General features: G+C 29.6%; 31 protein-coding genes. 12 read left to right on the top strand and 19 right to left on the bottom strand.

What is annotated here, in order from left to right:
• Positions 1–11 precede the first annotated feature (11 nt).
• Positions 12–659, bottom strand: a complete 648-nt coding sequence (gene adk / locus MOV50_RS11755; protein WP_321778093.1) for an adenylate kinase — start codon at positions 657–659, stop codon at positions 12–14.
• A 395-nt stretch (positions 660–1,054) separates the two neighbouring features.
• On the opposite strand from adk, the gene MOV50_RS11750 reads away from it, so the two are divergent.
• The 3 genes from MOV50_RS11750 to MOV50_RS11740 all read left to right on the top strand — a co-directional run bounded on the left by MOV50_RS11750 (position 1,055) and on the right by MOV50_RS11740 (position 4,202).
• Entirely contained in the window at positions 1,055–1,300 is a 246-nt protein-coding gene (locus tag MOV50_RS11750) for an AbrB/MazE/SpoVT family DNA-binding domain-containing protein (RefSeq protein WP_321778092.1), read from the top strand.
• Entirely contained in the window at positions 1,294–1,593 is a 300-nt protein-coding gene (locus tag MOV50_RS11745; RefSeq protein ID WP_321778091.1) for a type II toxin-antitoxin system PemK/MazF family toxin, read from the top strand. Before MOV50_RS11750 ends, MOV50_RS11745 begins: the two co-directional genes overlap by 7 nt.
• A 242-nt stretch (positions 1,594–1,835) precedes the next feature.
• Complete coding sequence (locus MOV50_RS11740) at positions 1,836–4,202, top strand: N-6 DNA methylase (RefSeq protein ID WP_321778090.1); 2,367 nt, start codon at positions 1,836–1,838, stop codon at positions 4,200–4,202.
• A 32-nt stretch (positions 4,203–4,234) separates the two neighbouring features.
• Here the strand turns inward: MOV50_RS11740 and MOV50_RS11735 are convergent, their stop codons facing one another.
• Positions 4,235–4,921, bottom strand: a complete 687-nt coding sequence (locus MOV50_RS11735) for a response regulator transcription factor (protein ID WP_321778089.1) — start codon at positions 4,919–4,921, stop codon at positions 4,235–4,237.
• A gap of 3 nt (positions 4,922–4,924) precedes the next feature.
• Entirely contained in the window at positions 4,925–6,130 is a 1,206-nt protein-coding gene (locus MOV50_RS11730) for a PAS domain-containing sensor histidine kinase (RefSeq protein ID WP_321778088.1), read from the bottom strand.
• 30 nt (positions 6,131–6,160) lie between these two features.
• On the opposite strand from MOV50_RS11730, the gene MOV50_RS11725 reads away from it, so the two are divergent.
• The 3 genes from MOV50_RS11725 to MOV50_RS11715 are packed head-to-tail and all read left to right on the top strand — an operon-like array spanning position 6,161 to position 8,000.
• Entirely contained in the window at positions 6,161–7,600 is a 1,440-nt protein-coding gene (locus MOV50_RS11725; RefSeq protein WP_321778087.1) for a flagellar hook-length control protein FliK, read from the top strand.
• A gap of 29 nt (positions 7,601–7,629) precedes the next feature.
• Positions 7,630–7,752: a hypothetical protein gene (locus MOV50_RS11720; protein WP_321778086.1), complete on the top strand. Its 123-nt coding sequence runs from the start codon at positions 7,630–7,632 to the stop codon at positions 7,750–7,752.
• Positions 7,749–8,000 carry an EscU/YscU/HrcU family type III secretion system export apparatus switch protein gene (locus MOV50_RS11715; RefSeq protein WP_321778085.1) on the top strand — a complete coding sequence of 84 codons (252 nt, stop codon included), beginning with the start codon at positions 7,749–7,751 and terminating at the stop codon, positions 7,998–8,000. Before MOV50_RS11720 ends, MOV50_RS11715 begins: the two co-directional genes overlap by 4 nt.
• Positions 8,001–8,029: 29 nt before the next feature.
• Here the strand turns inward: MOV50_RS11715 and MOV50_RS11710 are convergent, their stop codons facing one another.
• From MOV50_RS11710 to MOV50_RS11635, 16 genes are all read right to left on the bottom strand, one after another.
• Entirely contained in the window at positions 8,030–8,359 is a 330-nt protein-coding gene (locus MOV50_RS11710) for a type II toxin-antitoxin system RelE/ParE family toxin (RefSeq protein WP_321778084.1), read from the bottom strand.
• Positions 8,356–8,628, bottom strand: coding sequence for a type II toxin-antitoxin system Phd/YefM family antitoxin (locus MOV50_RS11705; protein ID WP_321778083.1), 273 nt, complete (start codon positions 8,626–8,628; stop codon positions 8,356–8,358). The genes MOV50_RS11710 and MOV50_RS11705 overlap by 4 nt, the downstream gene beginning before the upstream one ends.
• Before the next feature lie 162 nt (positions 8,629–8,790).
• Positions 8,791–9,600, bottom strand: coding sequence for a hypothetical protein (locus tag MOV50_RS11700; protein ID WP_321778082.1), 810 nt, complete (start codon positions 9,598–9,600; stop codon positions 8,791–8,793).
• Positions 9,601–9,717: 117 nt separating this feature from the next.
• Positions 9,718–9,927: a hypothetical protein gene (locus MOV50_RS11695; RefSeq protein ID WP_321778081.1), complete on the bottom strand. Its 210-nt coding sequence runs from the start codon at positions 9,925–9,927 to the stop codon at positions 9,718–9,720.
• A 4-nt stretch (positions 9,928–9,931) separates the two neighbouring features.
• Entirely contained in the window at positions 9,932–10,225 is a 294-nt protein-coding gene (locus MOV50_RS11690) for a BrnT family toxin (RefSeq protein WP_321778080.1), read from the bottom strand.
• Between the two features lie 61 nt (positions 10,226–10,286).
• A complete protein-coding gene (gene polA / locus MOV50_RS11685; protein WP_321778079.1) occupies positions 10,287–13,004 on the bottom strand; it encodes a DNA polymerase I in 2,718 nt (905 codons plus the stop codon).
• Positions 13,005–13,814, bottom strand: coding sequence for an HDOD domain-containing protein (locus MOV50_RS11680; protein ID WP_321778078.1), 810 nt, complete (start codon positions 13,812–13,814; stop codon positions 13,005–13,007).
• 52 nt (positions 13,815–13,866) lie between these two features.
• Positions 13,867–14,148, bottom strand: a complete 282-nt coding sequence (locus MOV50_RS11675; protein ID WP_321778077.1) for a nucleotidyltransferase family protein — start codon at positions 14,146–14,148, stop codon at positions 13,867–13,869.
• Between the two features lie 14 nt (positions 14,149–14,162).
• Positions 14,163–14,486 (bottom strand): hypothetical protein, encoded by a 324-nt coding sequence (locus MOV50_RS11670; RefSeq protein WP_321778076.1) that lies wholly within the window; start codon positions 14,484–14,486, stop codon positions 14,163–14,165.
• A gap of 64 nt (positions 14,487–14,550) precedes the next feature.
• Positions 14,551–15,261, bottom strand: coding sequence for a sulfite exporter TauE/SafE family protein (locus MOV50_RS11665; protein ID WP_321778075.1), 711 nt, complete (start codon positions 15,259–15,261; stop codon positions 14,551–14,553).
• Positions 15,262–15,268: 7 nt separating this feature from the next.
• Positions 15,269–15,775, bottom strand: coding sequence for a hypothetical protein (locus tag MOV50_RS11660; RefSeq protein ID WP_321778074.1), 507 nt, complete (start codon positions 15,773–15,775; stop codon positions 15,269–15,271).
• A 241-nt stretch (positions 15,776–16,016) separates the two neighbouring features.
• Positions 16,017–16,412 carry an HD domain-containing protein gene (locus tag MOV50_RS11655; RefSeq protein ID WP_321778073.1) on the bottom strand — a complete coding sequence of 132 codons (396 nt, stop codon included), beginning with the start codon at positions 16,410–16,412 and terminating at the stop codon, positions 16,017–16,019.
• Between the two features lie 54 nt (positions 16,413–16,466).
• Positions 16,467–16,946: a tyrosine-type recombinase/integrase gene (locus tag MOV50_RS11650; RefSeq protein ID WP_321779672.1), complete on the bottom strand. Its 480-nt coding sequence runs from the start codon at positions 16,944–16,946 to the stop codon at positions 16,467–16,469.
• 14 nt (positions 16,947–16,960) lie between these two features.
• Positions 16,961–17,281 (bottom strand): site-specific integrase, encoded by a 321-nt coding sequence (locus MOV50_RS11645; RefSeq protein WP_321778072.1) that lies wholly within the window; start codon positions 17,279–17,281, stop codon positions 16,961–16,963.
• Positions 17,274–18,263: a hypothetical protein gene (locus MOV50_RS11640; protein WP_321778071.1), complete on the bottom strand. Its 990-nt coding sequence runs from the start codon at positions 18,261–18,263 to the stop codon at positions 17,274–17,276. The genes MOV50_RS11645 and MOV50_RS11640 overlap by 8 nt, the downstream gene beginning before the upstream one ends.
• A gap of 4 nt (positions 18,264–18,267) precedes the next feature.
• Positions 18,268–18,864, bottom strand: a complete 597-nt coding sequence (locus tag MOV50_RS11635; protein WP_321778070.1) for a hypothetical protein — start codon at positions 18,862–18,864, stop codon at positions 18,268–18,270.
• Positions 18,865–18,979: 115 nt separating this feature from the next.
• On the opposite strand from MOV50_RS11635, the gene gatC reads away from it, so the two are divergent.
• From gatC to MOV50_RS11605, 6 genes are all read left to right on the top strand, one after another.
• On the top strand, positions 18,980–19,270 hold the full coding sequence (gatC, locus tag MOV50_RS11630) for an Asp-tRNA(Asn)/Glu-tRNA(Gln) amidotransferase subunit GatC (RefSeq protein WP_321778069.1): 291 nt from the start codon (positions 18,980–18,982) through the stop codon (positions 19,268–19,270).
• Between the two features lie 19 nt (positions 19,271–19,289).
• Positions 19,290–20,372 carry a type IV pilus twitching motility protein PilT gene (locus tag MOV50_RS11625; protein ID WP_321778068.1) on the top strand — a complete coding sequence of 361 codons (1,083 nt, stop codon included), beginning with the start codon at positions 19,290–19,292 and terminating at the stop codon, positions 20,370–20,372.
• Between the two features lie 138 nt (positions 20,373–20,510).
• Positions 20,511–22,664 carry a TonB-dependent receptor gene (locus MOV50_RS11620; protein ID WP_321778067.1) on the top strand — a complete coding sequence of 718 codons (2,154 nt, stop codon included), beginning with the start codon at positions 20,511–20,513 and terminating at the stop codon, positions 22,662–22,664.
• A gap of 18 nt (positions 22,665–22,682) precedes the next feature.
• Positions 22,683–23,126, top strand: a complete 444-nt coding sequence (exbB, locus tag MOV50_RS11615; protein WP_321778066.1) for a TonB-system energizer ExbB — start codon at positions 22,683–22,685, stop codon at positions 23,124–23,126.
• A complete protein-coding gene (locus MOV50_RS11610) occupies positions 23,116–23,496 on the top strand; it encodes a biopolymer transporter ExbD (protein WP_321778065.1) in 381 nt (126 codons plus the stop codon). The genes exbB and MOV50_RS11610 overlap by 11 nt, the downstream gene beginning before the upstream one ends.
• A gap of 12 nt (positions 23,497–23,508) precedes the next feature.
• Positions 23,509–24,168, top strand: a complete 660-nt coding sequence (locus tag MOV50_RS11605) for a sulfite exporter TauE/SafE family protein (RefSeq protein ID WP_321778064.1) — start codon at positions 23,509–23,511, stop codon at positions 24,166–24,168.
• The last annotated feature ends 16 nt before the right edge of the window (positions 24,169–24,184 follow it).

Genomic DNA, 24,184 nt, shown 5'->3' with positions numbered 1-24,184 from the left:
AGCTTAAAACTCTAAGCTAGTTGAGAAACGATAGACGCTTCAACATCAGAAATATCTGCTGTTCCATCTACCGTTATGTAGGTTAAAGAGGTCTTAGCTTTTGCTTGAGTTTTGTAGTAGTTGACAAGTGGTTGCGTAAGTTCATGGTAAACTTTAATACGGTCAAGAACAACTGCTTCTTTATCATCATCTCTTTGTACTAAATCTTCACCAGTAACATCATCTTTACCTTCAACTTTTGGTGGGTTAAATGTAACATGATAAGTTCTTCCAGATGCTAAGTGTGCACGACGACCTGACATACGATTTACAATCTCAGAATCAGGAACATTAATCTCAATAACAGCATCTATCTCAATACCAGCGGCAGTAACAGCATCTGCTTGAGGAAGTGTACGAGGAAAACCGTCTAAAAGAAATCCATTTTTACAATCATCTTCTACAATACGGTCTTTAACAAGCCCAATAATAATCTCATCAGTTACAAGTTGTCCAGCATCCATAGCTTTTTTAGCCATTTTACCCATATCTGTTCCAGCTTTGATAGCTGCTCTTAACATATCACCAGTAGAAATTTGAGGTATTCCATACTTCTTAGTTAAAAATTGTGCCTGTGTACCTTTACCAGCACCTGGAGCACCTAATAAAATAATTCTCATATCACATCCTATAATTTAATTTATGCAAGTATAGAATAATTTTCTTTAAAATATTTTATATCCTATACCTTTTAGATTAATTATAAGTTTTTTTGATGTTTTTACCCGTAGTCTTAAACTATTCAAAGTTCTAAGCATCGCGAACAATATCTAAACTTTGTTAAAGAGCAACAAGCATTTATAGCAACTACACTTACTTTCAGTTATGCACTTGTATTCAAAGCACAACAAGGCGATATATTAGAATATATAACTTTTAGTATTCTGATCGGGTACACATTCTTTTTGCAAATTAAAAGTATGTTTAAAAAAATTTATATATTGATAGATTTTTTTTATCTTGACATACAAAATCTCATATGATATACTTCGGATATACAATTGAAGGATATATCATGACAGCTACAATTTCAACATGGGGTAACTCACAGGGTTTAAGATTTCCAAAAGATATAATGAAAGAGTTACATTTATCTATTGGTGATAAAATGAAAATTTTAATTGAAAATAAAAAAATTGTATTAGAGCCAATAAGAGAAGAAAGAATAAAATATAATATTAATGATTTAGTTAAACAATTACCAAGTAACTACAAAACTTATGAAGAATTTGATAATAAAACTGGATTAGAAGAATGGTAAAATATATTCCTGAACAAGGAGATATTGTAGCTTTAAATTTTGACCCACAAAGTGGACATGAACAAAAAGGCAGAAGACCTGCAATAATTATAAGTAATAAAATATTTAACCAACATTTAGGTTTAGCATTTGCTTGTCCAATCACAAATACAAAAAGAGACTTTCCTTTTCATATCGAAGTAAAAAGTGAAAATATCACAGGTTTTATTATGGGAGAACAAATGAAATCAATAGATTATAATTCAAGAAATATAAAATTTATTGAAAAAGCAAATCAAAAAAACTATAAATAAAATATTAGGTATAATTGATAGTATCATACAATGATTCGTACAACAAAGCAGAGGAAAGAACAAGATTATAATGGCGAAAATATCTTCTTATCCAATTAATATTAAATTTTAGATAAAATGTGAATATATCAATTTCTTAATTGGTAATGATTAGTCTATATAAAAACATTACAAAATGACATGCTTTTAAATAAAATTTAATTTTTATGTTAAAATCAACAAAATAAGAATAGGATATTAAAATGGCGAATGAGAGAATTACAGAAGATATAGTAAGAGAACATTTTAAGAATGATATTTTAAATATAGAAAATGAAATATTCATAGAAGAACAAAAATCAAAACATAGATCTAACTTATTTGATAATGCATCAAAAAAAGGAACAAGTAATAAAGGATATCCAGAATTTATAATTTCATTTAAAAAATATCTTAATTTTATTATAATAATTGAATGTAAAGCAGATACAGATAAACATGAAAGTGATAATAGAAATTTGCCAGTAGAGTATTCGGTTGATGGTATTTTACATTATATGAAATGCGTAAGAAAAAAAAATAAAGATATTGATATACTAGGAATAGCTGTTTCAGGATTAAATCAAAATGAATTAAAGGTATCCAACTTTCTATTTAAGCATAATTCTAATATTGAAGAATTACAAGACAAACACTTATTATCATTTAATTCTTATTTTAAACTATATGATATGCACGACTTTTCAATAAATTTACAAAATTTAAAAATTATTGAAAAAGCTGTAGAATATAATGGAAAATTAGAAAACTACTCAATTCCCACTACGGAAAGAGCAACATTAATAAGTGGTATATTACTAGCACTACAAAACAAACGATTTAGAGATAGCTATCAACAAAGTAGTGATGTCGTAGATTTAGTTAATTTTATATTAACATCTTGTGAAATTATTTTAAAATCAAATAAAATTGAAGAAGAACGAAGAGAAAGTATATTAAGAGTATATTCAACAATAAAAAATCATAAAATTACAACTGCTAAAACAATAAAAGATAAAAAAACAAAAAAGAATATTCCTAATACATTGATTAGTGATTTAGTATATGAAATAAAACAAGATATTTATCCTTTAGTAAATTACGATAATTCTGGGTTTGATGTACTAGGAAAATTTTATACAGAATTTATTAAATACTCAGGTTCTGATGGTAAAACTGGTTTAGTTCTTACTCCCGCACATATAACCGATTTATTTTGTGATTTGATTGATTTAAATGTGGATGATGTTGTATATGATTGCTGTTGTGGTACAGGTGGTTTTTTAGTTGCCTCAATGAAAAGAATGATTAGTTTAGCAGGAAATGATGCTGAAAAAATAATTTATATTAGAGAAAATCAATTAATTGGGACAGAAGAAAGAGCTGATATGTTTACATTTGCTTGTTCTAACATGATGATGAGAGGTGATGGGAGATCGCATATTTATAATGAAGATTGCTACAATGATAAACATAAACAAAGAATTAAGAAATTAAAACCTACCGTTGTTATGTTAAACCCTCCATACTCTGTTGGAGCAGATGGTCAATTAGATTTTATTTTAAATGCTATGGAAAGTTTACCAAAAGGAGGGAGATGTATAGCAATTGTTCAAATGAGTTGCGCATTAGATACTCCAGCTGTTTTAAAAAAACATAGACAATTATTAGAATTACATACCTTAGAATCTGTAATAACAACACCTATAGATTTATTTTATCCATCGGCAAGCGTCCCAACTTGTATAATGGTATTTAAGGCATATGAAAGACACAATAATAATAAACCATCTTGGTTTGGAGCATTTAATGATGATGGTTTTATAAAAAGAAAAAAACAGGGTAGAATTAATATTGGAGGTTACAAGGAAAAACATAATCATTTACTATCTAAATATAGATATTATGAAGAAGCAAATTTTTCTGTTTTAAAAAATGTTTCAGATAAACAAGAGTGGTGTGCAGAAAGCTACATGAATATTGATTATGATAATAATAATGAAGATGAATTTATAAATACAATCAAAGAATATCTAAGTTCACTATTTCTTTTTAGTAAGATTAATTCAATTAGCGAGAAAAGTTTATCTAACAGTAAAACTAATACAACAAACAAAAAATACTTACCATTTTTATTAACAGATTTATTCAATATTGAAAAAGGCGAACGATTAAATAAAGAAGAAAGAGTTTTGGGAGAAATTCCTCTATTAACATCTACTTCAATGCAAAATGGTGTTTCAAATTTTATTAGCTATGATGAATTTAAAGATAGTAAAAAAATATTTAAAGATAAAATAACTATTGATATGCTTTGTAATGTATTTTATCATAATTATGAATATTTCAGTGATGACAATATACATACATTAATATTTGCAGACAAATATAAAAATAATGATAATATTTATACTTGTATTTTTATTGCAACATTATTAAAAAAATTAATTATAAAATTTGCTTATGGAAGACAAGTAAGATTAAAAAGATTAGATGGTGAGAAAATATTACTGCCAGTAACTAATAATAATATAGATTGGGAATATATGAAAAATTATATAAAATCATTGTCATATTCAAGTAATTTATAAAACAGATAACAAATCGTAAAAATCGAACAAGGCTATACTGAGTTTTTCTCTCTGTAACTTATCTTATAACCTACACCTTTTAGATTGATTATAAGTTTTTTTGATGTTTTTACCCGTAATCTTTTAATAAAAGTTCTAAGTCTATCATCACTTACCTCTTCATTCCATATATCTTTTTTTATTGCTGTATCATCTAGTATATTGTCTTTAGTGTTTAAAATAAGTGTAAAAAATTTAACTTCATTTTTTGAAAGTGCTATAAATTTGGAATTTTTATAAAGTGATTTACTTGTTTTGTTAAAACTAAACCCTTCACTAAGTTCAACAAGTTTATCTTCTAGTTCACTTGATATTAAACTAATATAATCAAGTATCTCATCAGGGTCATAAGGTTTTAAAAAATACTTTATAACTCCAACATCTATTGCCTCAAATAGTTTCTCTTTTTCACTAAAAGCACTAAGTATGATAATAGGAATCTTTTTATCTATCTTCTTTAACTCTCTTGCCATATCTAAGCCTGACATCTTAGGCATATTTATATCTGTGATTACTATATCAGGCGAGATTTGTAAAAATTTTTCTATGCCCTCTTTGCCATTAGATGCTAAAGTAAAACTATAAAAACTATCACCAATAGCACTTTTTAAAAGTCTTGCAATATTTTCTTCATCTTCAACAAACAAAACACGCAATTTTTTTAAAATTTTATTTTTCATAAGTTAAGACTTAATCAGAGGAATTTTAATGCTGAAGGTTGTTAAACCTTTTTTAGAACTCACACCCATATAACCATCTAAACCTTGCTCACAAATCATTTTTGACATAAAAAGACCAAGTCCTGTTCCCCTACTTTGATGTTTAGTAGTGAAGTATGGCTCAAATATCTTTTCTAAATTTTTACTTTCTATGCCACCTGCATTATCTTGAATCTCAATATAAGCAAAATTTTTATCTTTTGTTGTTTTTATATTTATCTCACGAATTAAGATGCCTTTACTTACAAACGAGTCTGTTGAGTTTTTTATAAGGTTTATGATAACTTGAGTTAACTCATTCGAGATGCCAAGAACTTCTAAGTCTATAAAATCTTTTTTTATACTTATCATCTCTACTTTTAAGATTTTTTCTAAAAGAGTCAGAGATTCATTTATACTATCACTTACATTAAAAGGATGCTTCTCTTTTTGTGGTCTAAAAAAGTTTGTAAAATCATCTATGGTTTTTGACATATTATTTATAATGACTTTACTCTCTGCGTAATACTGCAAAAACTTTTCTTCATCATCAGATAATGCTGATTTTTTCATATTGAAGTTACTTAGATTTAACTCTGTTAATGGTTGTCGCCATTGATGTGCAATATTTGCTAGCATCTGACCAAGAGATGCCAATCTTGACTGCCAAAACATAACTTTTTGCTTTTGTTCATTTTTAGATATTTCATCTTTTACACGAATCTCTAGCGTTTTGTTTAACTCTTCTAGTTCTTTTGTTTTTTCTTGAACTCTTTTTTCTAAGGTTTTATTTAACTCTTCAAGTTCTTTTTCTTTTTTTTGTAACTCTTCTTTGTAAAAAACTTCCTTAGTTACATCGTACCTTATAGCTATAAACTCTGCTATATTGTCATCTTCATCAAGAATGGGGATAACTGTTGTATTTACATAAAAGGTAGAACCATCTTTTGCTCTATTTTTTACAGTATCTTTATATATTCTTTTAGCTTTTACTGTGTCCCAAAGTATTTTAAATGTTGATACATCTACATCTGGATGTCTTACAATATTATGATTTTGACCAACTAGCTCTTCTTGTGAATATCCAGAAATTTTACAAAACTCATCATTAACAAAAGTGATTATTCCTTCCATATCAGTTTTGGAAATTATATTGCTCTTCTCTATGGCTTCTTTATACTGTTTTAACATAATGCCATTATATAGATGCTATACTTAAAAATGATTAATATCTCAAATAATAAGCATCTTGATATTATATTACCAAATACAAACAAGGCTTTAAAAGAGGTCTTAAAAAGTGCCTCTCCAAAAGAGTTAGAAGTCTTAACTCAAAGTAAAGACCTAAAATCAGTCATAAACTCCCTGCTTCAAGAAAGTTCCAAAAACTCAGCATCTGATAAAACAATTTTAAATTTAGTTAAAAACAATCCAACTTTAAAAAATCTAGGAACTATCTCTTCAACTATAAAAGACTTACTAAATTCTTTAAAATCAACTCTACAAAATCAAACAACAGAAAAAACTCCACTTCCAATAGAGAAAGTTTTAAAAGAGTTTCTTGTAGATATAAAACAATTAAGTGAAAGTGCCTTAAAAACTAAAATCACAAACTCTGGTATTTTTTTAGAATCAAAACTTAAAAATGTACAAAACCCTCAAGTCCAACTAAAAGAAACCCTAAACTCTTTACTAAAAAGTATTGAGAAAAGTTCTATTTATCCTGTAAAAGTTTTAAATAAACATATAAAAGAGATTTTAAATAGTGAAATTATAAAAAATGCTACAAATAAATCTTTAACAACAACTTCACCGCTGAGGGAAAACTTACCTAATGAAAAACAGGCATTAAATAAAGTTGCAAAAACAATAGAAAAAATCATCCAAACAATGCAAACAAATCTAAAAAGTGAAGATATCACTACTACAAAAGAATTTTCAAAAATCTTAGAAAAACTTCAACACACAATATCACCAAAGGTTTTAACACCAGAAAATTTTAAAGTAGCATCTATACAAGAGAGCATTGTACAACTTTTACCACAACTAACAAAAAGTCAAGTTCCAGAAGCCAAAGGTCTTTTTGATGCTCTAAGTAAGATTTTAAAAATTCTTCCAAATACCTCACTTGAACAACTAACACAAACAAAAATACCACAAGAGATAAAAAGTGCCATTTTACCACTAGAAAATGCCATAGAAAAGTCTGATACTCTCTTTTCAAAAGATACGAAAGTTCTTTTAAATAAACTAACAACTCTTGACACCCCACAAAAACTTTCATCATCTACAAATGTAAAAGAGATAGTAGTAAATGATTTAAAGTCTGTTTTGTTAAAAACAGGTGAAGAAATATCTAAGTCACCACTAACAAACCAAAGTGAAGTTTTAAAACATATAGATAAATTATCTCTTCAGATTGATTATCATCAGTTAGTTTCACACCTCTCAAATTCATCCTCTTTATATCTTCCTTTTTCCTGGGATGCTTTAGAAGAAGGTAGTCTTAATATTAAAAGAGATGAAGATGATAGGTTTTACTGTGATATAGAGTTGAAACTAAAAGAGTATGGGGAGTTAAGTCTGCGTTTGGTTTTATATGAAAAAAACCAAATCAACATTAAAATACACTCTGATAATATAGAGTTTCAAAAATCATAAAAGAGAATATCAATGTTCTTCGCTCAGGTTTGATAGATGCTAACATAACACCAAGAGAAATTCGCATACTAGATGCTAGTAAAAAAACACCTATATCGCCTTATGAGAGCCAAACAAAAGCTATCCACATAGGTTTTGAGGTAAAAGCATGAAAAAAGCAGCCGCACTTAGATATAACAAAGACAAAGAATCCGCACCTCGTGTTATAGCAAAAGGAAAAGGTGAAGCTGCACAAAACATCATCAAAATTGCCGAGCTTCATAACTTACCCATAAAAAAAGATGAAGACCTCATCGAGCTTCTCTCAAAAGTAGAACTAGACAAAGAAGTCCCAGCAGAACTGTATAAAGCAGTAGCAGAGGTTTTTAGTTTTATTTATAAGGTATCAAAGAAAAAGTAAAACAACAAATATAGTTGCGGCAGTAGTATTTAAGCTTTTAGCAGTTTTTGTAGCAGCAATTCTTCAACATTTTGCCTTGAATCTAATATAGCCATTATATAAACGGTGTCATTTCCAACTTTATATATAATTCTCCAAGGAGATGTTATAACTTCTCTATACAGTGTGATACCTTCTTTTTGAAGTTCAGGTACAACTCGACTTTTAAAAGGAAAAAAATTGCTTATTTTAGCTTTAGCTCTAATTTTTAAATAAATCTCATTAGCATTGTGAGGGCTATCTTTTTTTATGTAATCAACAATATTCAAAAGGTCATCTTTTGCATTTGTTGTCCATTGAAGTTTATATGTTTTACTCATTTTTTAAGTAGTTCTTCTACCGAACTAAATACATCTTCTTCATTATGAAGGTTTCCATTTTTAATATCTTCTTCGGCAAAAGAAAGAAGTTTTAAAATAGAAATTGCATTTTTCATATCTTCATAACTTTTTGGATCTTGAATAACAGCTTTAGCTTCACCATTTTGCGTGATAATCATCGGTCGGTGAGTTTCATTTATGTGTTTTAACACATCAGCTGCTCTATTTTTTAAATATGTAACTGGTTTTATATCATTAACTAACTGCATAAAATCTCCTTCAGTCTTTTAATGGTACTATATTAAGACCGAATTTGCAAGTGGGTATTCAACCCGCGTGCCAGTTATCCAGTCATGCAGTGAATGGAAAACGGTTGACTTTATCAATAAAAAGCAAAAAGGCATTTTATAAGTGTGCAAGATTTTATTAGACTAAAACGGTATTTCATCTTCGTCAATATCTATTATTTGTACTGATTGTACTTGCTGTATTGGTTGTATTGGTTGTTGCTTTTTCATTTCAAATCTTTCTTGATTATTCATAATCCAATCCCACCCTGTTTTTGTAAGTTGATAACCAATATAAGAATCATGTTGATAAGAATCTTGATATTCTTGATTTGAAATTAAATCTTTTCTTTCTAAATTTTGTAATCCTATCACAGCAGCCATTTTAGTAAATCCACTATTTTCTATATCATTTTTTATAGTATATGATGATACATTATCTTGTGGACTTGCTAAATTCTCTGCAATCGCAACTATTGTAATAAGTTCATGTTGAGCTAAACCTTCAATATCAGCAATACTTTCTGATGAAACTTTTATTAATATTTCCCTTTTCTCTAAAATTGCTTTAGCTCTATTCTCGATATCTTTTGTTAATTTTTCAAAATCTTGTAAGGATTCAGTTGAATATGTTATTATTTTTCGATGTTGTACATCAAATGGAAATTTAGTTTTTCTATCCTTTGAACAAATCATAATTACTGGTTTATTCGCAGAAATAGCATAACCTAATTCGTACCATACATTAGGATTATCTAAAGTTATATCTGCAAGACAAATTAATGAACTCTTTATTTTATCTTCAATATCATTAATTGGTATACTTGAGTGATGGTCTTCATCTACTCTATATGGTTCTAGTCCACATTTTTCAATAGTTGGCTTAATTACATCAAGGTATCTTTTATCAAATGGCCCTCCATCAAAAGGCTGAATTATAAAACATGTATCCATTTTTACTCCTATTATTTCGTTAAATATTAAGTATTATGATTTGTCATACTTTTACATTATTTTAATTATAATAATTAATTGTTCAAAAACTTACATAACACTCATTATTATGTTTTGCTAGACTTCAGCCCTTGTTAGTTCGATAAGCTCTTTGTCTTTGAATAGTAAATTGTTTACAACTTGAGTAACAGTTGTATTTCTCTCATTAGCAATTTTATTTATAAAATCTTCAAGTTCTGAATCTAAATATATTGGTAAGTGAAAATTTACATTTTTTTTATAAAACTTTCCTCTTGTGCCTTTTGAAAAATCATATTCTTTTTGCATTTGCTTATCCTTCATTGTAAAATTTTATTTCTTTTTTTGTTGCTTTTCTTGCACTTATAATTCTTATATTATAAGTCTTTTCATTTACTGAAATATAAGTGTGAACAACAACAAGTGTTCTGGTTTTCACATCTAATCCAATAGTGGCCCATCGTTCTTCATCTTCGCTATGGCTTTCATCAAAGAGCGAAATTGAATTCTTGTCTTTAAAAATTGAGGTTGCATCTTCAAAGCTAATGTTATGTTTAGATAAATTACTTTTTGCTTTTGTTGGATCCCATTCAAAATTATAATTCATTGAAAGCCTTGTATATTTTATATATTGTATCAAAAATAAAAAAATATTACGAAAAACAACTCTATTTCAGTTCACCCCAATTATCACCAATATTCATACTAGCTTTAAGTGGAATACTTAACTCATAGATATTTTCCATTATGTTTTGGAACTTCTCTCCTAGCATCTGTGCTTGAGAAGCATCTACTTCAAAGATAAGTTCATCATGGATTTGTAAAAGCATTTTTGCATTTAATCTTTCACTTTTTATAACCTTAGCTATCTCATTCATAGAAAGTTTGATTAAGTCACTTGCACTTCCTTGAAACACACTATTAACCGACTCTCTGTCATAAGCTGCTCTAAACATAGGAGATGCCGTTTCATAGTCAAAGTATCTTCTTCTTTTAAGTAAGGTTTCAATGTACCCCATCTCTTTTGATTTATCTACAATAGAGCGAAAGTAAGTTTTAACAGTTGGAAAAGACTCAAAATACTTCTCGATTATCTCTTTAGCTTCTTTTGTTGTTATACCAAGAGTTTGAGATAGTTTTTTTTGCCCCATACCATACAGAAGTCCAAAGTTTACAGTTTTAGCAACTGCTCTTTTTTTAGGTGCTTCTTCTTCTCCAAAAAGGGCTATGGCAGTTTGCAAGTGAATGTCTTTATCTGCTTTAAAAGCATCTACTAACACACTATCTTGTGAGTAGTGAGCCAGAAGTCTTAACTCGATTTGTGAATAATCAATGCCTATAAGCTTCTTACCCTCAGATGCCACAAACGCTTCTCTTATTTTTAAACCTTGAGTAGTTCTAGCAGGTATGTTTTGAAGATTTGGATTTTTTGAACTTAACCTTCCCGTTGCCGTTCCTGTTTGAACAAAAGAAGTATGAATCCTAGAGTCTTTATCTAAAGCTGATAGTTTTAAAAGTGGCTCTATGTAAGTAGAGTAGAGTTTATATGTTTCTCTATACTCTAAAAGAGAAGTAATTATCTCATGTTTATCTTTTAGCGAACTTAGTACCTTCTCATCGGTAGAGTAACCTGTTTTTGTTTTTTTGCCAACAGGAAGTCCTAGATGCTCAAAGAGTATAACACCTAGTTGTTTTGTTGAATTTATATTAAACTCACTCCCAGCTAAAGCATAAATATCTTTGGTCAACTTAGATAGTGTAACTTTAACCTCTTTTAAAAACTCTTCTAAAAAAGAAGAATCAACCCTTATGCCATCTTTTTCCATTTCTAGTAAAGTTTTAATAAAAGGAACTTCTACTTTTTTTGAGTAGTCTATCAGATGAGAGGCATCTTGGAGTTCTAGTTTTTCATTTAAAAGATAAAACAGTTTTAGTGTTATATATGCATCTTCAGCCGCATACTTAGTGGCATCTTCTAGCTCTACACTTGCAAAAGTTTCACCTTTTTTAACTGTATCTTTAAAGGCTACCATTTTATGATTTAAAAGTTTATCTGATAGTTTGTCAAGACCTAAAGCACTCTCTGAGTTTATGAGCCATGCAAGTATCATACTATCGGCATAAACATCTAAGTCATTCTCATTTAAAAACCTAGTTACAAAATGAAGGTCAAACTTGATGTTATGCCCAACAACTTTAGAGTTAAATATCTTTCTTATAGCAGATGCTACAACTTCTTTAGAAATCTGATCAGATACACCTAGATAAAAGTGAGCAAAAGGAACATAAAAAGCTTCTTCTTCATTAAAACAAAAACTAAAACCAACTAAAGAGTTTTTATCGTAGTCAAGCCCTGTTGTTTCAGTATCAAAAGCGACAATAGTATCTGGAGTTAAAGAATCTAAGACTTTTTGTAGATGCGATACTTCTGTTATAAGCGTTGCTTTAAAATCTAAGTTCTTATTTTGTACTTCTTGTTCTACATCTTGTCTAATTTGTGTCTTAACTTCATCACTCACCATGTTTTTAGCGTGGATTACTCTAAGAATTGCATTGAGTTCATACTTTACAAGTTCATCATAAATATTTAAAAATGGATTCTCAACATCCATCTTATACTCTTCAAAATCAATAGAATCCATTACATCATCTTTAAGCGTTACAAGCTCTTTTGACATGTAAGCTGACTTATGTGACTCTCTAAGCTTCTTTTGCACTCCTGGGGGTTTAATCTCATCTATATTGGCATAGATTGCATCTAGCGTTTTGTAAATAACTAAAAGTTTTTCAGCTCCTACCTTGCCTATCCCTTTTACACCAGGGACATTATCTGCACTATCTCCCAAAATTGATTGATAATCAGTAAACTGTTTTGGAGTTACACCGTACTTTAAAAAACAAGCATCTTCATCCATATTTTTTCTTTTTATAGCATCTATAACCACTACTTTATCATCTTCTATGAGTTGGTAAAGGTCTTTATCGTGAGAAACCACCCTAACTTTATACTCTTTTTCTTTTGCAAGTTTTACAACTGTTGCTATCATGTCATCGGCTTCAAAACCAACTTTGCCTAAAGTCTTATAACCCATTTTTTCTATCCACTCTATTGCGATTGGTAATTGCATACTTAACTCTTCTGGAGGAGGCTTACGATTTGCTTTATAATTTGGGTCTATCTCATTTCTAAAAGTAGGACCTTTTGTATCGATTGCAAAGATAATATAGTCACTATCGTGCTGTTTTTGTAAAGTTGATATAAAATTTGTAAAACCTGTTAGGAGTCCTGTTGGAAAGCCTTCTTTATTTTTAAGATGCTGAGGGAGTGCGTAAAAACTACGAAAGAAAAAACCAAAAGTATCTATGACTGTAACTACCTTAGACATCTATAGTACATCCAACATATCATCAATAGCGTCTTCTAAAAGTTCATGGTCATATCCAGCATCACTAGCTTTTTTAAGTCCAAAATTTATGGAAACCTCAGAAAATGGCTTATTTACAGGAACTACTGTTTTTATGATATGAAGTGCTGTTGCATATTCCCTTATAGACTCAGGGGCAGATGCGGGAGTGTCTGAATATTTAATCATTTCAATAAAATCACTATTAAATCCCCAATGTTCAAAAACAATGGCTGTAACTTCTGCAGTAGTCATTTCAACATAAGATTTCTCAACCATAGCAATGTTATTAGTTGTTTCTATCTCAGATGCAAAACTTATAGTTTCATCATCCTCTATTACATCACTAGCTATAAGTATCTTTCCTGTTTCTTGAAGAAGTGTTGCAAGATAAAGCTTATCTGCTTTAGTCTTATCTAAACGGTTATACCAACTAAGCATTAGTGCAGATTGCTGAGTTGAAATATCTGCAAACTCTTCTGATGTAACGCCATAAGGTTGCATATCAACATTTAAAAGCTTGCGAACAGCATTTCCCAAAGCGATAGAACGAGTCATACTCATACCAAAAAGACTCACAGCTTGGGCTGCATTTTTTATATCTTTTGAAAAACCATAAAGAGGAGAATTTGCTGCTTTTAAAAGGTTTGCTATTATCATAGGGTCATGCTCAATTGCTTTTGCCATATCAACTATTCCAGCTTCTTCATCTGCATAAACTTTATTTATATCTATTATTGTTTTTGAAAGTGGAGGAAGAGATTTTATACTATCGAGAATTGAGCTTTTCATAAATAAATCCTATTTTAATTTGCACTTATTATATCTTTAATGCGGTTTATTATTATTGAAAATTTAACTTTATATGATTTTTATGTATCTCACTATATAGCAATTCATTTTTTGTATTAAAACTTACAATATCTATTTTATAATCAAAATCAATTCTCATAAGCATTGCTAAAAATAAAGATTTTTTCTTTCTAAATTCTTGCTTTGATATGTCAGCATCTATCGCTAAATCAATATCTCCACCTCTTTTACTATCATCTGTTCTACTTCCAAATAAGTATACAGCTACATCACCGAAACTCTTTTTTATATTATGTTGTAATATTTCAATCACTCTTTTTGATAACCTCATACATCATACTTTTTAAAGAAGTTTAATGAGTTTAAATAATAACCTTCAAGCTTTTCAAAACTATCTACACAATACTTTAAATCATCTAAAGCTTCTTGTAATTCTTCTGGATAATCATGCTCAAGTTCATTTCTAACTTCTCTTAATTCTATCCAGTTCTCAAGAGAATCTATAATATTTTCTTTTTCAATATTTGATAATACTTCACTCATTTTTGTATTATTTATTCCAGCAGTTTCCAAAAGAAGAGAAAATATTTTTGCACCTAAGAAATCTTGAATAGATGCAAATCTTTTTATAAGTATCTCTTTTTTATTCATTACTCTATTTCATCCCAATTTGATATAATACTCAGTCATATTTTAACATATTTTTAAAAATTCTTTAAGTATGACACTCTGTTAAAGTTTTTTCAGGTCTATTTATGTAGTCATAACCATTGTAAATAGTATAAACTCCATATATTATAACAGCGATAGATGCTAAAGACATCATCATCTTTCTAAAACTTGTTGCAGAAGTAAGAGAGGTTAAAAAACCCAAGCCAAACATAGCAGGAATTGTACTTACTCCAAACACTACCATAACTAAGGCTCCATAGACTGGACTTGCTGTACTAGCTGCTGTTATAGCAAAAAAGTAAACAAAACCACATGGTAGTAAGCCATTTAACATACCAAGTAAAAAGAAACTAAGATTTGATTTTGAGTTTAGCACACTTTTAAAAGCATTTTTATAAATCGAAGAAGATGAAAAAGAATGCTCTATAAGAGTTAAAAACTTTATCTTGCCCATCAAGGACAAACCTGCTAAAACCATTGCAATTCCTGCAAAAATTAGTAAAGCACCGTTTGCATTATTGCTAAATGTAACTACTCCACCTATTGCACCAAAAATGGCACCTAAGATAGAATATGTAAAAACCCTACCAAAAGAGTAAAGTAGATGCGCTACACTTTTTGTCACTTTAGAGCTTTGTGGTTCTATCTTTATGGTTGAGTATGCCAAAACTATACCACCACACATTCCGATGCAGTGACCAAAAGAACCTAAAAAAGCGATGCTAATAATAGTTAATAAATTTACAGTTTCCATATTTGTACTATTTTGTTCCTAAAAGTTGTTTTCTTATTCGTGGATTATTTAGAGTTTCACCTCTTAACATTCTTAATCTCATTGTATCAAAATCTACATATCCTAAAGCTTTTTTTTCATAAGCACCAAAGCCATATCCCATCGGCGTTTTATCTACTAAAGAATAAAAAGCGACTCTAGCATCTATCCATCTTTTACTATCTTTACTCATTACCCATATCACAGCTTCATCTTTAAACTCTTTATCTTGTAACCATTTTACAAAACCACCATGGTCATGAAAGAACCAAGTCTGAGAAGATGGAGATATAACTTGAGAAATATACTCCATATTATCTATAAGCATTCCGCAGTCACTATCTTGGTATTTATTTATTTGCATCTGTATAGGTTGTTTTGATTTGTTATTTTGCATAGTAACTATCATCTGATTTTGTGAAGCTAAAGATAAAAAAACTCCAACAATAATTCCAACAAAAACAATTATTATAAAAAATGGTAGTAATTTTTTCATTATTTTCATAAACTCCATGTATTATTTGATTTATCACACTTAAATTAATTATTTAACTAGTAAATAAAAGAGATATAGAGTTAAAAACTATTTATTTTTTCATATAACTAGATTTATTTTAATAAACTGTATGATTAATCAAATAAATTTTATATATTAGAACTATATTCTCTTTTTACCTTTGCCTAAGTCATCATAAATTAAAAACCTAGCTAAGTCATCTTTCATCTCATTATCAAGTCTATCCCAGATTGCTTTTTTTACTTTTATATCTTACTTGGTCTTCGTGTTGACTCCAATGCATATCTCTTATAAGATAGTGATAACGAACTATTTTTTTAGTATATTCACTTAAGAAAAACCAGTTCTTTATTATCTGATAAGAAGTTTCTTCATGGTCTGTAAAACTATACTCAAAAAAAGGTATCTCATCATCATGCTTATCATACGCTACAAATGGTTTTCCAATATCGTGCAGAAATGCTCCACCAATAAGCTTATAGTCTTTTGCCTTTAAAGTATAATAGAGAACTCTTAAAGTATGTAAAAAAACACCATGCTGATGCCATTTATTTTGTCTATAGAACAATGACATTAAAAAAGTTTTTGATAGTATTTTATTTTTTATATTTTTCATAATTGATATTCATTCTTATTTTCTTTGTTTTTATATTATAACAAAAAAATTATTTTATGCCAAAGGGTGACAAACTTCTACAGTTTCCTTTAAGTCTTGTTTTTGAATATGTGTATATATCTGAGTTGTCATTAGTGAAGCGTGACCTAACAACTCTTGAACTACTCGTAAATCTGCTCCTCCACTTATAAGTGCTGTAGCATAAGAATGACGAAGCACATGAGGAGAAACTTGTAAATATTTTTGAGTTATCTTATATGCGGTTATGCGACTTAAACTTTCTCCTCTATAATTACACCAAACATATTCGTTATCTGACTCTCTTTTATTGAGATATATTTTGATAGCATCTACTGCTACTTTAGCTACGGGAACTATGCGTTCCTTTTCACCTTTAGCATGTCGTATATGTAACCAGCCATCCTCTATATCTTCTTTTCTTAAAGCTAAGCACTCACTTATCCTTGCTCCTGAAGCAAACAAAAACAGTATCAAAGCATAATCACGAAGTCCAAGCCAACTACTTCTGTCTATGTATTTTAAAGCATCTAGTATATCTTTATATGATAAAAATTTAGGGAGAAGTTTTGGAACTTTTGCAAATTTGTATCTTGTTTTTTCATTTTTAAACTGACTTTTATAACAAAAATCAAAAAAGCATTTAACGCAGAAAGTTTTCTATTTAAAGTTCTTTTATTTTCATAGCTAGATAACACTGCTAAGACGCTATCTTGTTCAAGTTTTATAAGAGAAGCAGAAGTTAACTCTTCTATGTGTAACAAGTCACTCTTATAAGCCTCAACACTTTTTTTACTAAGAGCTCTTGTTACACTAATATATTCTAAAAAAGCCTCTAGCTCATTACTCAAATGAGATATACTCATCATCTACATAAAAGATTTTATCAGCTACAAAAATATAACCATCTTCAACATCAACTTCATATACATCATATTTTAGTAAATCTTTTGATAGTTCTATTATGTAACCCTCTTTTTCTAAAGCATAAATTTTATCTTTATATACAATTAAACCTAAAAAGTGAGCAAATGGAAATTTAACTTTTGAGTTTACTTGCAAATCTGGGGTTAAAGAGATTATCTCACCTTGTTTAGTAGTTATATAGATGTTTATATCATCATAAGTTATATTTCTTATCTCGTAACTAACTCTAACTTCTTTTGCTGCCATAGATAAGATTTTATTACCTGTTGCTGCTATAAGTTTTGAATCAACTACATGAAAGTTTATAATATTGTTGAAGTTGTCTTCTGAAGATACGATAACAGTTCTTAGTTTCTTTTTTAGTTTTGCATTGACGATTACAACTTTACCATCAAGCGTTAAAAAAACAACCAAATCATTCATAAAGTAAGGGTTTACTATCTTAGAATCTACAACTATTGGTGGACTTCCTTGTATTTTAAGAAGAAGAGATTTTTTTGATACTGAATAAAGTGCCATTTCATTATCTGCAAACAAAACTGCCAATACATCATTTTTTATACTTGCTGCTGCTATGGTTTTTTTAAGATTAAAAGTTTTTTTCATAGTTGCATCTTCTATGTAGTCAATAGTTAGTTTTCCATCTATACTTGAACTTAAAATCCAACCATCGCTACTACCTAAAAGTCTATGTGACTCTTCAATCTTAGTTTCTATTTCACCATCTTTTAAAAGAACTTTTCTACTCTCAAGCATCGCGACATCAGAAGAAACATCAACTATTCTTTCTTCTTTACTTCCATAAAATCTCCAATCATCTTTTACAACTTTTGGCTCAAATACCTCTTTTGAACTACATGCTCCAAAAATAAAAGCAATAAAAAATAGTAATAATATATGTTTCAAAATACTACTTTACTCCATAATGAAGTAGTGCAGATGCAATCTTTGCAAATGATGACTGAACTGGAACTTTTTGCAAAATCTCATGTGCTTCTTTGATTTTTGATTCACCCATAAGGATAATCGCACTTTGAACTAAGGCTAAATCTTTATATATTGCATCTTGTTTTGAGGCATAAGTGTTTAAAGCTTTAGCGTCTTTAGTATTTTGTGCAAACTCATAAGAAGCTAAGTCACCAACCAAAAATGCAGAAGAATTTTTCATCTCTTTTATAGTAATAAAATCTTTTTTTGCAATCGCGTTAGAATAAACCCAAACATCATACAAATCTGGAGATATACTCTTTAGTGTTAAAAGCGCCTCAGAATTTTGCGAATCTTTACTTAAAACACTCAAAGCTTCATTTGCAGCAGTTACTTGATTTTGCTTGTTAATGTCATATGCAATATTTCCGACAACTAAAACTACAATGACAACTAATGCTACTATCATTTTATTTTTATATTTTTTAACAAACTTCTCAGTAATTACAGCTTTTTCAAAAAACTTTTCTTCAGAATTCAACTCTTCTTTTACCATCTCTATATCATTTTTTAAACTCAAAAATATTCCTTATTTCAAATAGTTTAAAATAATATCGCATACTTTGTTAAAGTTTCATCAAACACATAGAATTTTTTTGTTACAATCATATAAAATAATAACATTAGGAACATAAATGCAAGTAAATGACGCATTGCTAACAAAACTAGAAAAATTATCATTTTTAAAAGTTTCAGATGATAAAAGAGAAGAAATTATCACTCAATTATCTGAAATTGTTAGTTTTGTGGATAATTTAAGTGCATTAGATACAGATGGGGTTGATGATAAATTTGCGATGAATGATAATGCAACTTTTACAAGAGAAGATTTAGCTTCTTGTGATACAAGCATAAATGATAATATCATTAAAAATGCACCTCTAAGCGGTGACCACTTTTTTATAGTACCAAAAATAATCGAATAATATTACAGGAGCATCTATCATGAGTGAAGAAGTTAAAAAAGTAGTTGATATAAAAAAACTACTAAAGAGTGTTTTAGCATATGGGTCAAGTGATTTACACCTTGTTGTTGGAAGTGAACCACAAATCAGGATAGACAAAGAACTTCGTCCTCTGAATCTTGCAATTTTAAATGCTAAAGATATTGAAGAGATGGCTTACTCACTCATAGAAGATAAACAAAAGAAACTTTTTGAAGATCTAAATGAACTTGACTTTTCTTTTGAGCTAAAAGGTATTGGTCGTTTTCGTGCAAACTATTACCGTACTATTGGTGGTGTTGCTTGTGCTTTTCGTATGATTCCTATCGATATACCAACTCTCGATGAGTATGGAAATCCCCCGATTTTTAAAGAACTTATAAAAAAAGAAAAAGGTCTTATACTTGTAACTGGACCAACAGGAAGTGGTAAATCAACTACTTTAGCATCTATGCTTCATGAGATAAACTTAACAGAAAGACGACATATTATCACAATCGAAGACCCTGTTGAGTTTGTTCATAAAAATATAAAATCTCTTTTTTCTCAAAGAGATGTTGGAAACGATACTGCCTCTTTTGCATCTGCACTTAAATATGCTCTAAGACAAGATCCAGATATCATTCTTATCGGGGAAATGAGAGATGCTGAAACTATTGGAGCGGCTTTAACAGCAGCAGAAACAGGTCACTTAGTTTTTGGAACACTTCATACAAACTCTGCCCCTGGAACTATAAACCGTATCATCGATGTTTTTGATGGAGATGAACAAGCTCAAGTAAGAGCACAGTTAGCATCTTCACTTGTAGCAGTTGTTTCTCAAACTCTAATCCCTCGAATCGGTGGTGGTAAAGTCGCAACTCAAGAGATTCTTATAACAAACCCTGCTGTTCAAAATCAAATCAGAGAAGACAAAGTTCATCAAATATACTCACAGATGCAACTAAATCAAAGAGAAACTCATATGAGCACACAAACTCAAGAGTTATTAGAACTGCTTCAAAAAAGAAGTATAACAAAAGAAAATGCTATTAAAAATTCAAATAGACCTGAAGAGCTTATTAAAATGATAGATGGGTTATAATACTTTCTCTATCATACATAATTTAACTACAAACAACATTTTATATTAAATCTTACTTAAACATAAAACTTAATACATAATTAACACTTTATTCTTATAATCCTGATAAATAATTTTAAATATGTTCAAGGGAAATATATGAAAAAAAGAGTTTATCTATCGGTTATTTGTGCGCTTGCAATTAATGTAGCAGCCTCAGATTTAGGAACAATACAGGTTGAATCATCAACAATTGATGATAAATTTGATACAAAAAAGTTCAATGTATCAAGTACGGCAACAATGAGTGGTAAAGAAGTTGAGTCTTTCCATGCAGAAAATATTGCTGATGTTTTAAACACTATTCCAGGTGTTACTGTAAGAAAAAATGAAGGTGATTCAAACAAAATTCACATTAGAGGTGTTGCTACTGAGATGTATATGGGTGAAAAACCTGGTGTAGCAATCGTAATCGATGGTGTACCTGTTCAAGAAAGAGCAGGAAGTGTTAATATTGATGTTGATAATATTCAATCTATTAAAGTTATAAAAGGTGGTGCTTCATACTTATATGGTAACGATGCAATTGCCGGTGCTATCATTATTACAACAAAAAGACCTAAAAGTAAGAACCAAGGTTTTATCGCTACAGAACAAGGAAGTTATAACTATCAAAAGTATCTAATGACATACAATGCAGCAACAGAGAGCTTTGCTATGAATGTTCAAGGTAGCTTTAAAAAAAGTGATGGTTACTGGGAAAATTCTGATTATTGGACTAAATCTATTAATGGTAAATTTCAATACTATATAAATGACAACAGTGATATTACGATTGGTGCAGATAAAACACTAAGATATGAAGATGATACAGGTTCTATTACTCATACAACATTTGATGCAGGTGTTTATACTAATCAAGTTGATAACAATCCTAAAAGTGTTGGTCAAGTAGGATATTCTACAAAATATAATATAGATTTAGAAAAATACTTTATTACATACTCAAATGATATTACAAGTAACTCAAATCTAATGACTCAGTTATATAGCTATAACGATAAGACAGAGAATAGAAGTGGTGCATATGACAGTAATTCCAATGGTCAAAAAGATGATCATTTATATGATGCGTATGCAAATACTAAACAAATCGGTTTAAAATCAGAGTACAGACAAAATACACAAAAATCAGCAGGTATGATTGGTTTAGATATCGCCAGAAATAAAGAGGACAAAAAAAGAACATATAGAGTTTCTTATGACCCTCCAGGACCAAGACCTGTTGTACCAAAGGGAACAGTTAGTAGTGATACAAAATTAGATGAAAGTATTAATGCGATTTACGGCGAGTTAAAATACAAAGTATCTGAAGAATTTGTTGCTACTTTAAATGCAAGATATGATCAAATTACATATGATTATAAAAATAATTTGACATCAGATACATTTGAGAAAAAATATTATGAAGATTCTTATCGTGTAGGTGCAACATATAAACTTGACGAAGATAAAATAATATTTACGAATGTCTCTACAGGTTTTAGAGTTCCTACAATCTCTCAACTATTTGCGGGTGATATTCTATCCGGTAGATATACATATGCTAATAACCCTGATATAAAGACTGAGACAACTATCAACTACGAAATTGGTCTTAGACAAAAAACTGATTTGTTATCTTACGAAATCTCTATTTTCCAACTAAACAGAGATAATACGATTACAAGAGACAGCGGTAACTATGTAATTGACCCAACTGCTCCTGCTACATCTTACGGTAACTTTGCAGATATCAGAAACATGGGTGTAGAACTAGGTGTCAACAGCAATAAGGCAAAAGATTTGTCATTTGTTTTTAACTATACATATCTTGATTCACAATACACAAGATTTGACAGTTATAAGCTAATCTTAAATGGTGCAGTTGATAGCGTGCATAATCTTTCTGGAAATACTGTACCAAGAACTTCAAAGCATACAGTATATCTTGAAGGAAACTACAGAATCATACCAAGTGTAATACTTACGGCTGATGTTAAATACAGATCTTCTCAATATGCAGATGAACTTAACAGAGTTAAAGTTAACGGCTATTCAGTTGTTAACCTAAGAGCTAAATACAATACAAAAATATCAGACTACAAAATCGAAGTATTTGGAAAAGTTGAAAATATTTTTGATGAGCGATACTACATGATGCCTCGTGTAACTGGTGACAGGAATGACGATAATCTATATGATATAAGAGATATGGGATTAACTGTTAATCCAGGTAGAACATTCCTTGCAGGTGCATCTATAAAATTTTAATAATAAGTTGGTAAAAATATGAATATAGAACTAATAAAAGACTTTGTTGACTACGGTGTTATTGGACTTCTTGGAGTTATGAGTTTTATGACTTTTTGGTTTTGGATTGAGAGAATTATTTTTTTTAGAGAAATAGATATTAATAACTTTGAAACAAAAGAAGAACTTGAAATTGTACTTACTAACAATATCAACATTATCTCAACTTTTGGTTCTAATGCACCATATATCGGACTGCTTGGTACAGTATTTGGAATTATCATTACTTTTTATTCTATGGGAGAAGGTAATGATTTGGATGCCAAAACAATAATGACATCTTTAGCTCTTGCACTAAAAGCTACTGCTATGGGACTTATAGTAGCAATTCCTGCCATAGTATTTTACAACCATTTAGCTAGAAAAATTGAAGTTGTTCTAGCTCATTGGGATATAAAAGAAAAGAGAAAACTTGCAAATTAAAAAATTTGATTCAATAAATGTAGTCCCGTTTATTGATATTATGCTTGTACTTCTTGTAATAGTCCTTACAACTGCAACATTCGTAGCAAAAGGGATTATTCCTGTTGATCTTCCAAATGCAAAAACTGCAACAAAGCAAAACAACAAAAAGAATCTTACTATCACTATAAAAGAGAATGGTGATATTTTATTTGACAAGGTTAAGGTCTTAAAAAAAGACATTATTATAGAACTTTCTAAACATGATATAGAAATACCAGTTCATATCAACTGTGACAAAGATGCAAAGTTTGACCTGTTTGTTTCAGTTTTAGACTCTCTAGAAGAAAAAGAGTTTAAAAACCTTGGAATAATTACCAAGAAAAACTAAGAAGAGAAATTAATGGAATATACAGCTTTTATATCAATATTTATCATTGGTCTCTCTTATGGAGCAACGGCATGTATGTTCTCATGTATGCCATTTCTAAGTCCTATACTTATTAGTAATTCTAGCAATACAAAGCAAGCACTAGGAATTATTTTGCCTTTTAGTTTAGGAAGAATATTCAGCTATACGCTAATAGCGATAGTGGCGTATTTGAGTTCTGTTTGGGTAAAACAGATGCTAAATGATAATCAAATTTTTAGCATCATATTAGGTGCTAGTACTATCTCTATGGGAATATATCTATTTTACAAGAGCTTTAATTCAACTAGTTCTTGTGGATACACTACACCATTAATAAAAAAACCAAAGTTAAACAAACTTGGTTTTTTTACTATTGGTGCAACTATGTCAATCAATCCATGTGCTCCGATTATGGCTCTTCTGGCAGTGGCAGCAAATAGCAGTAGCATCTACAACTCTATAGGACTAGGTCTTTTTTTTGGTGTCGGTGCTGTTATATTTTCAATAATATTTTATGGTTTTATACTCTCAAAACTAATTAAGGGATTGATGCTTCAATTTTCTTCTTATAAAGTTTATATAGAAAGAATAGCGGCGCTCCTGCTCATAACAGTAGGAATACTTGTACTAAATGGCGTTTTAGTACTTTAAAAAAGGTTTAGGATTT

This window comes from Sulfurimonas sp. (assembly GCF_029027585.1).
Taxonomy (GTDB): Bacteria; Campylobacterota; Campylobacteria; order Campylobacterales; family Sulfurimonadaceae; genus Sulfurimonas.
This window is presented reverse-complemented; position numbering and strand designations above follow the sequence as displayed.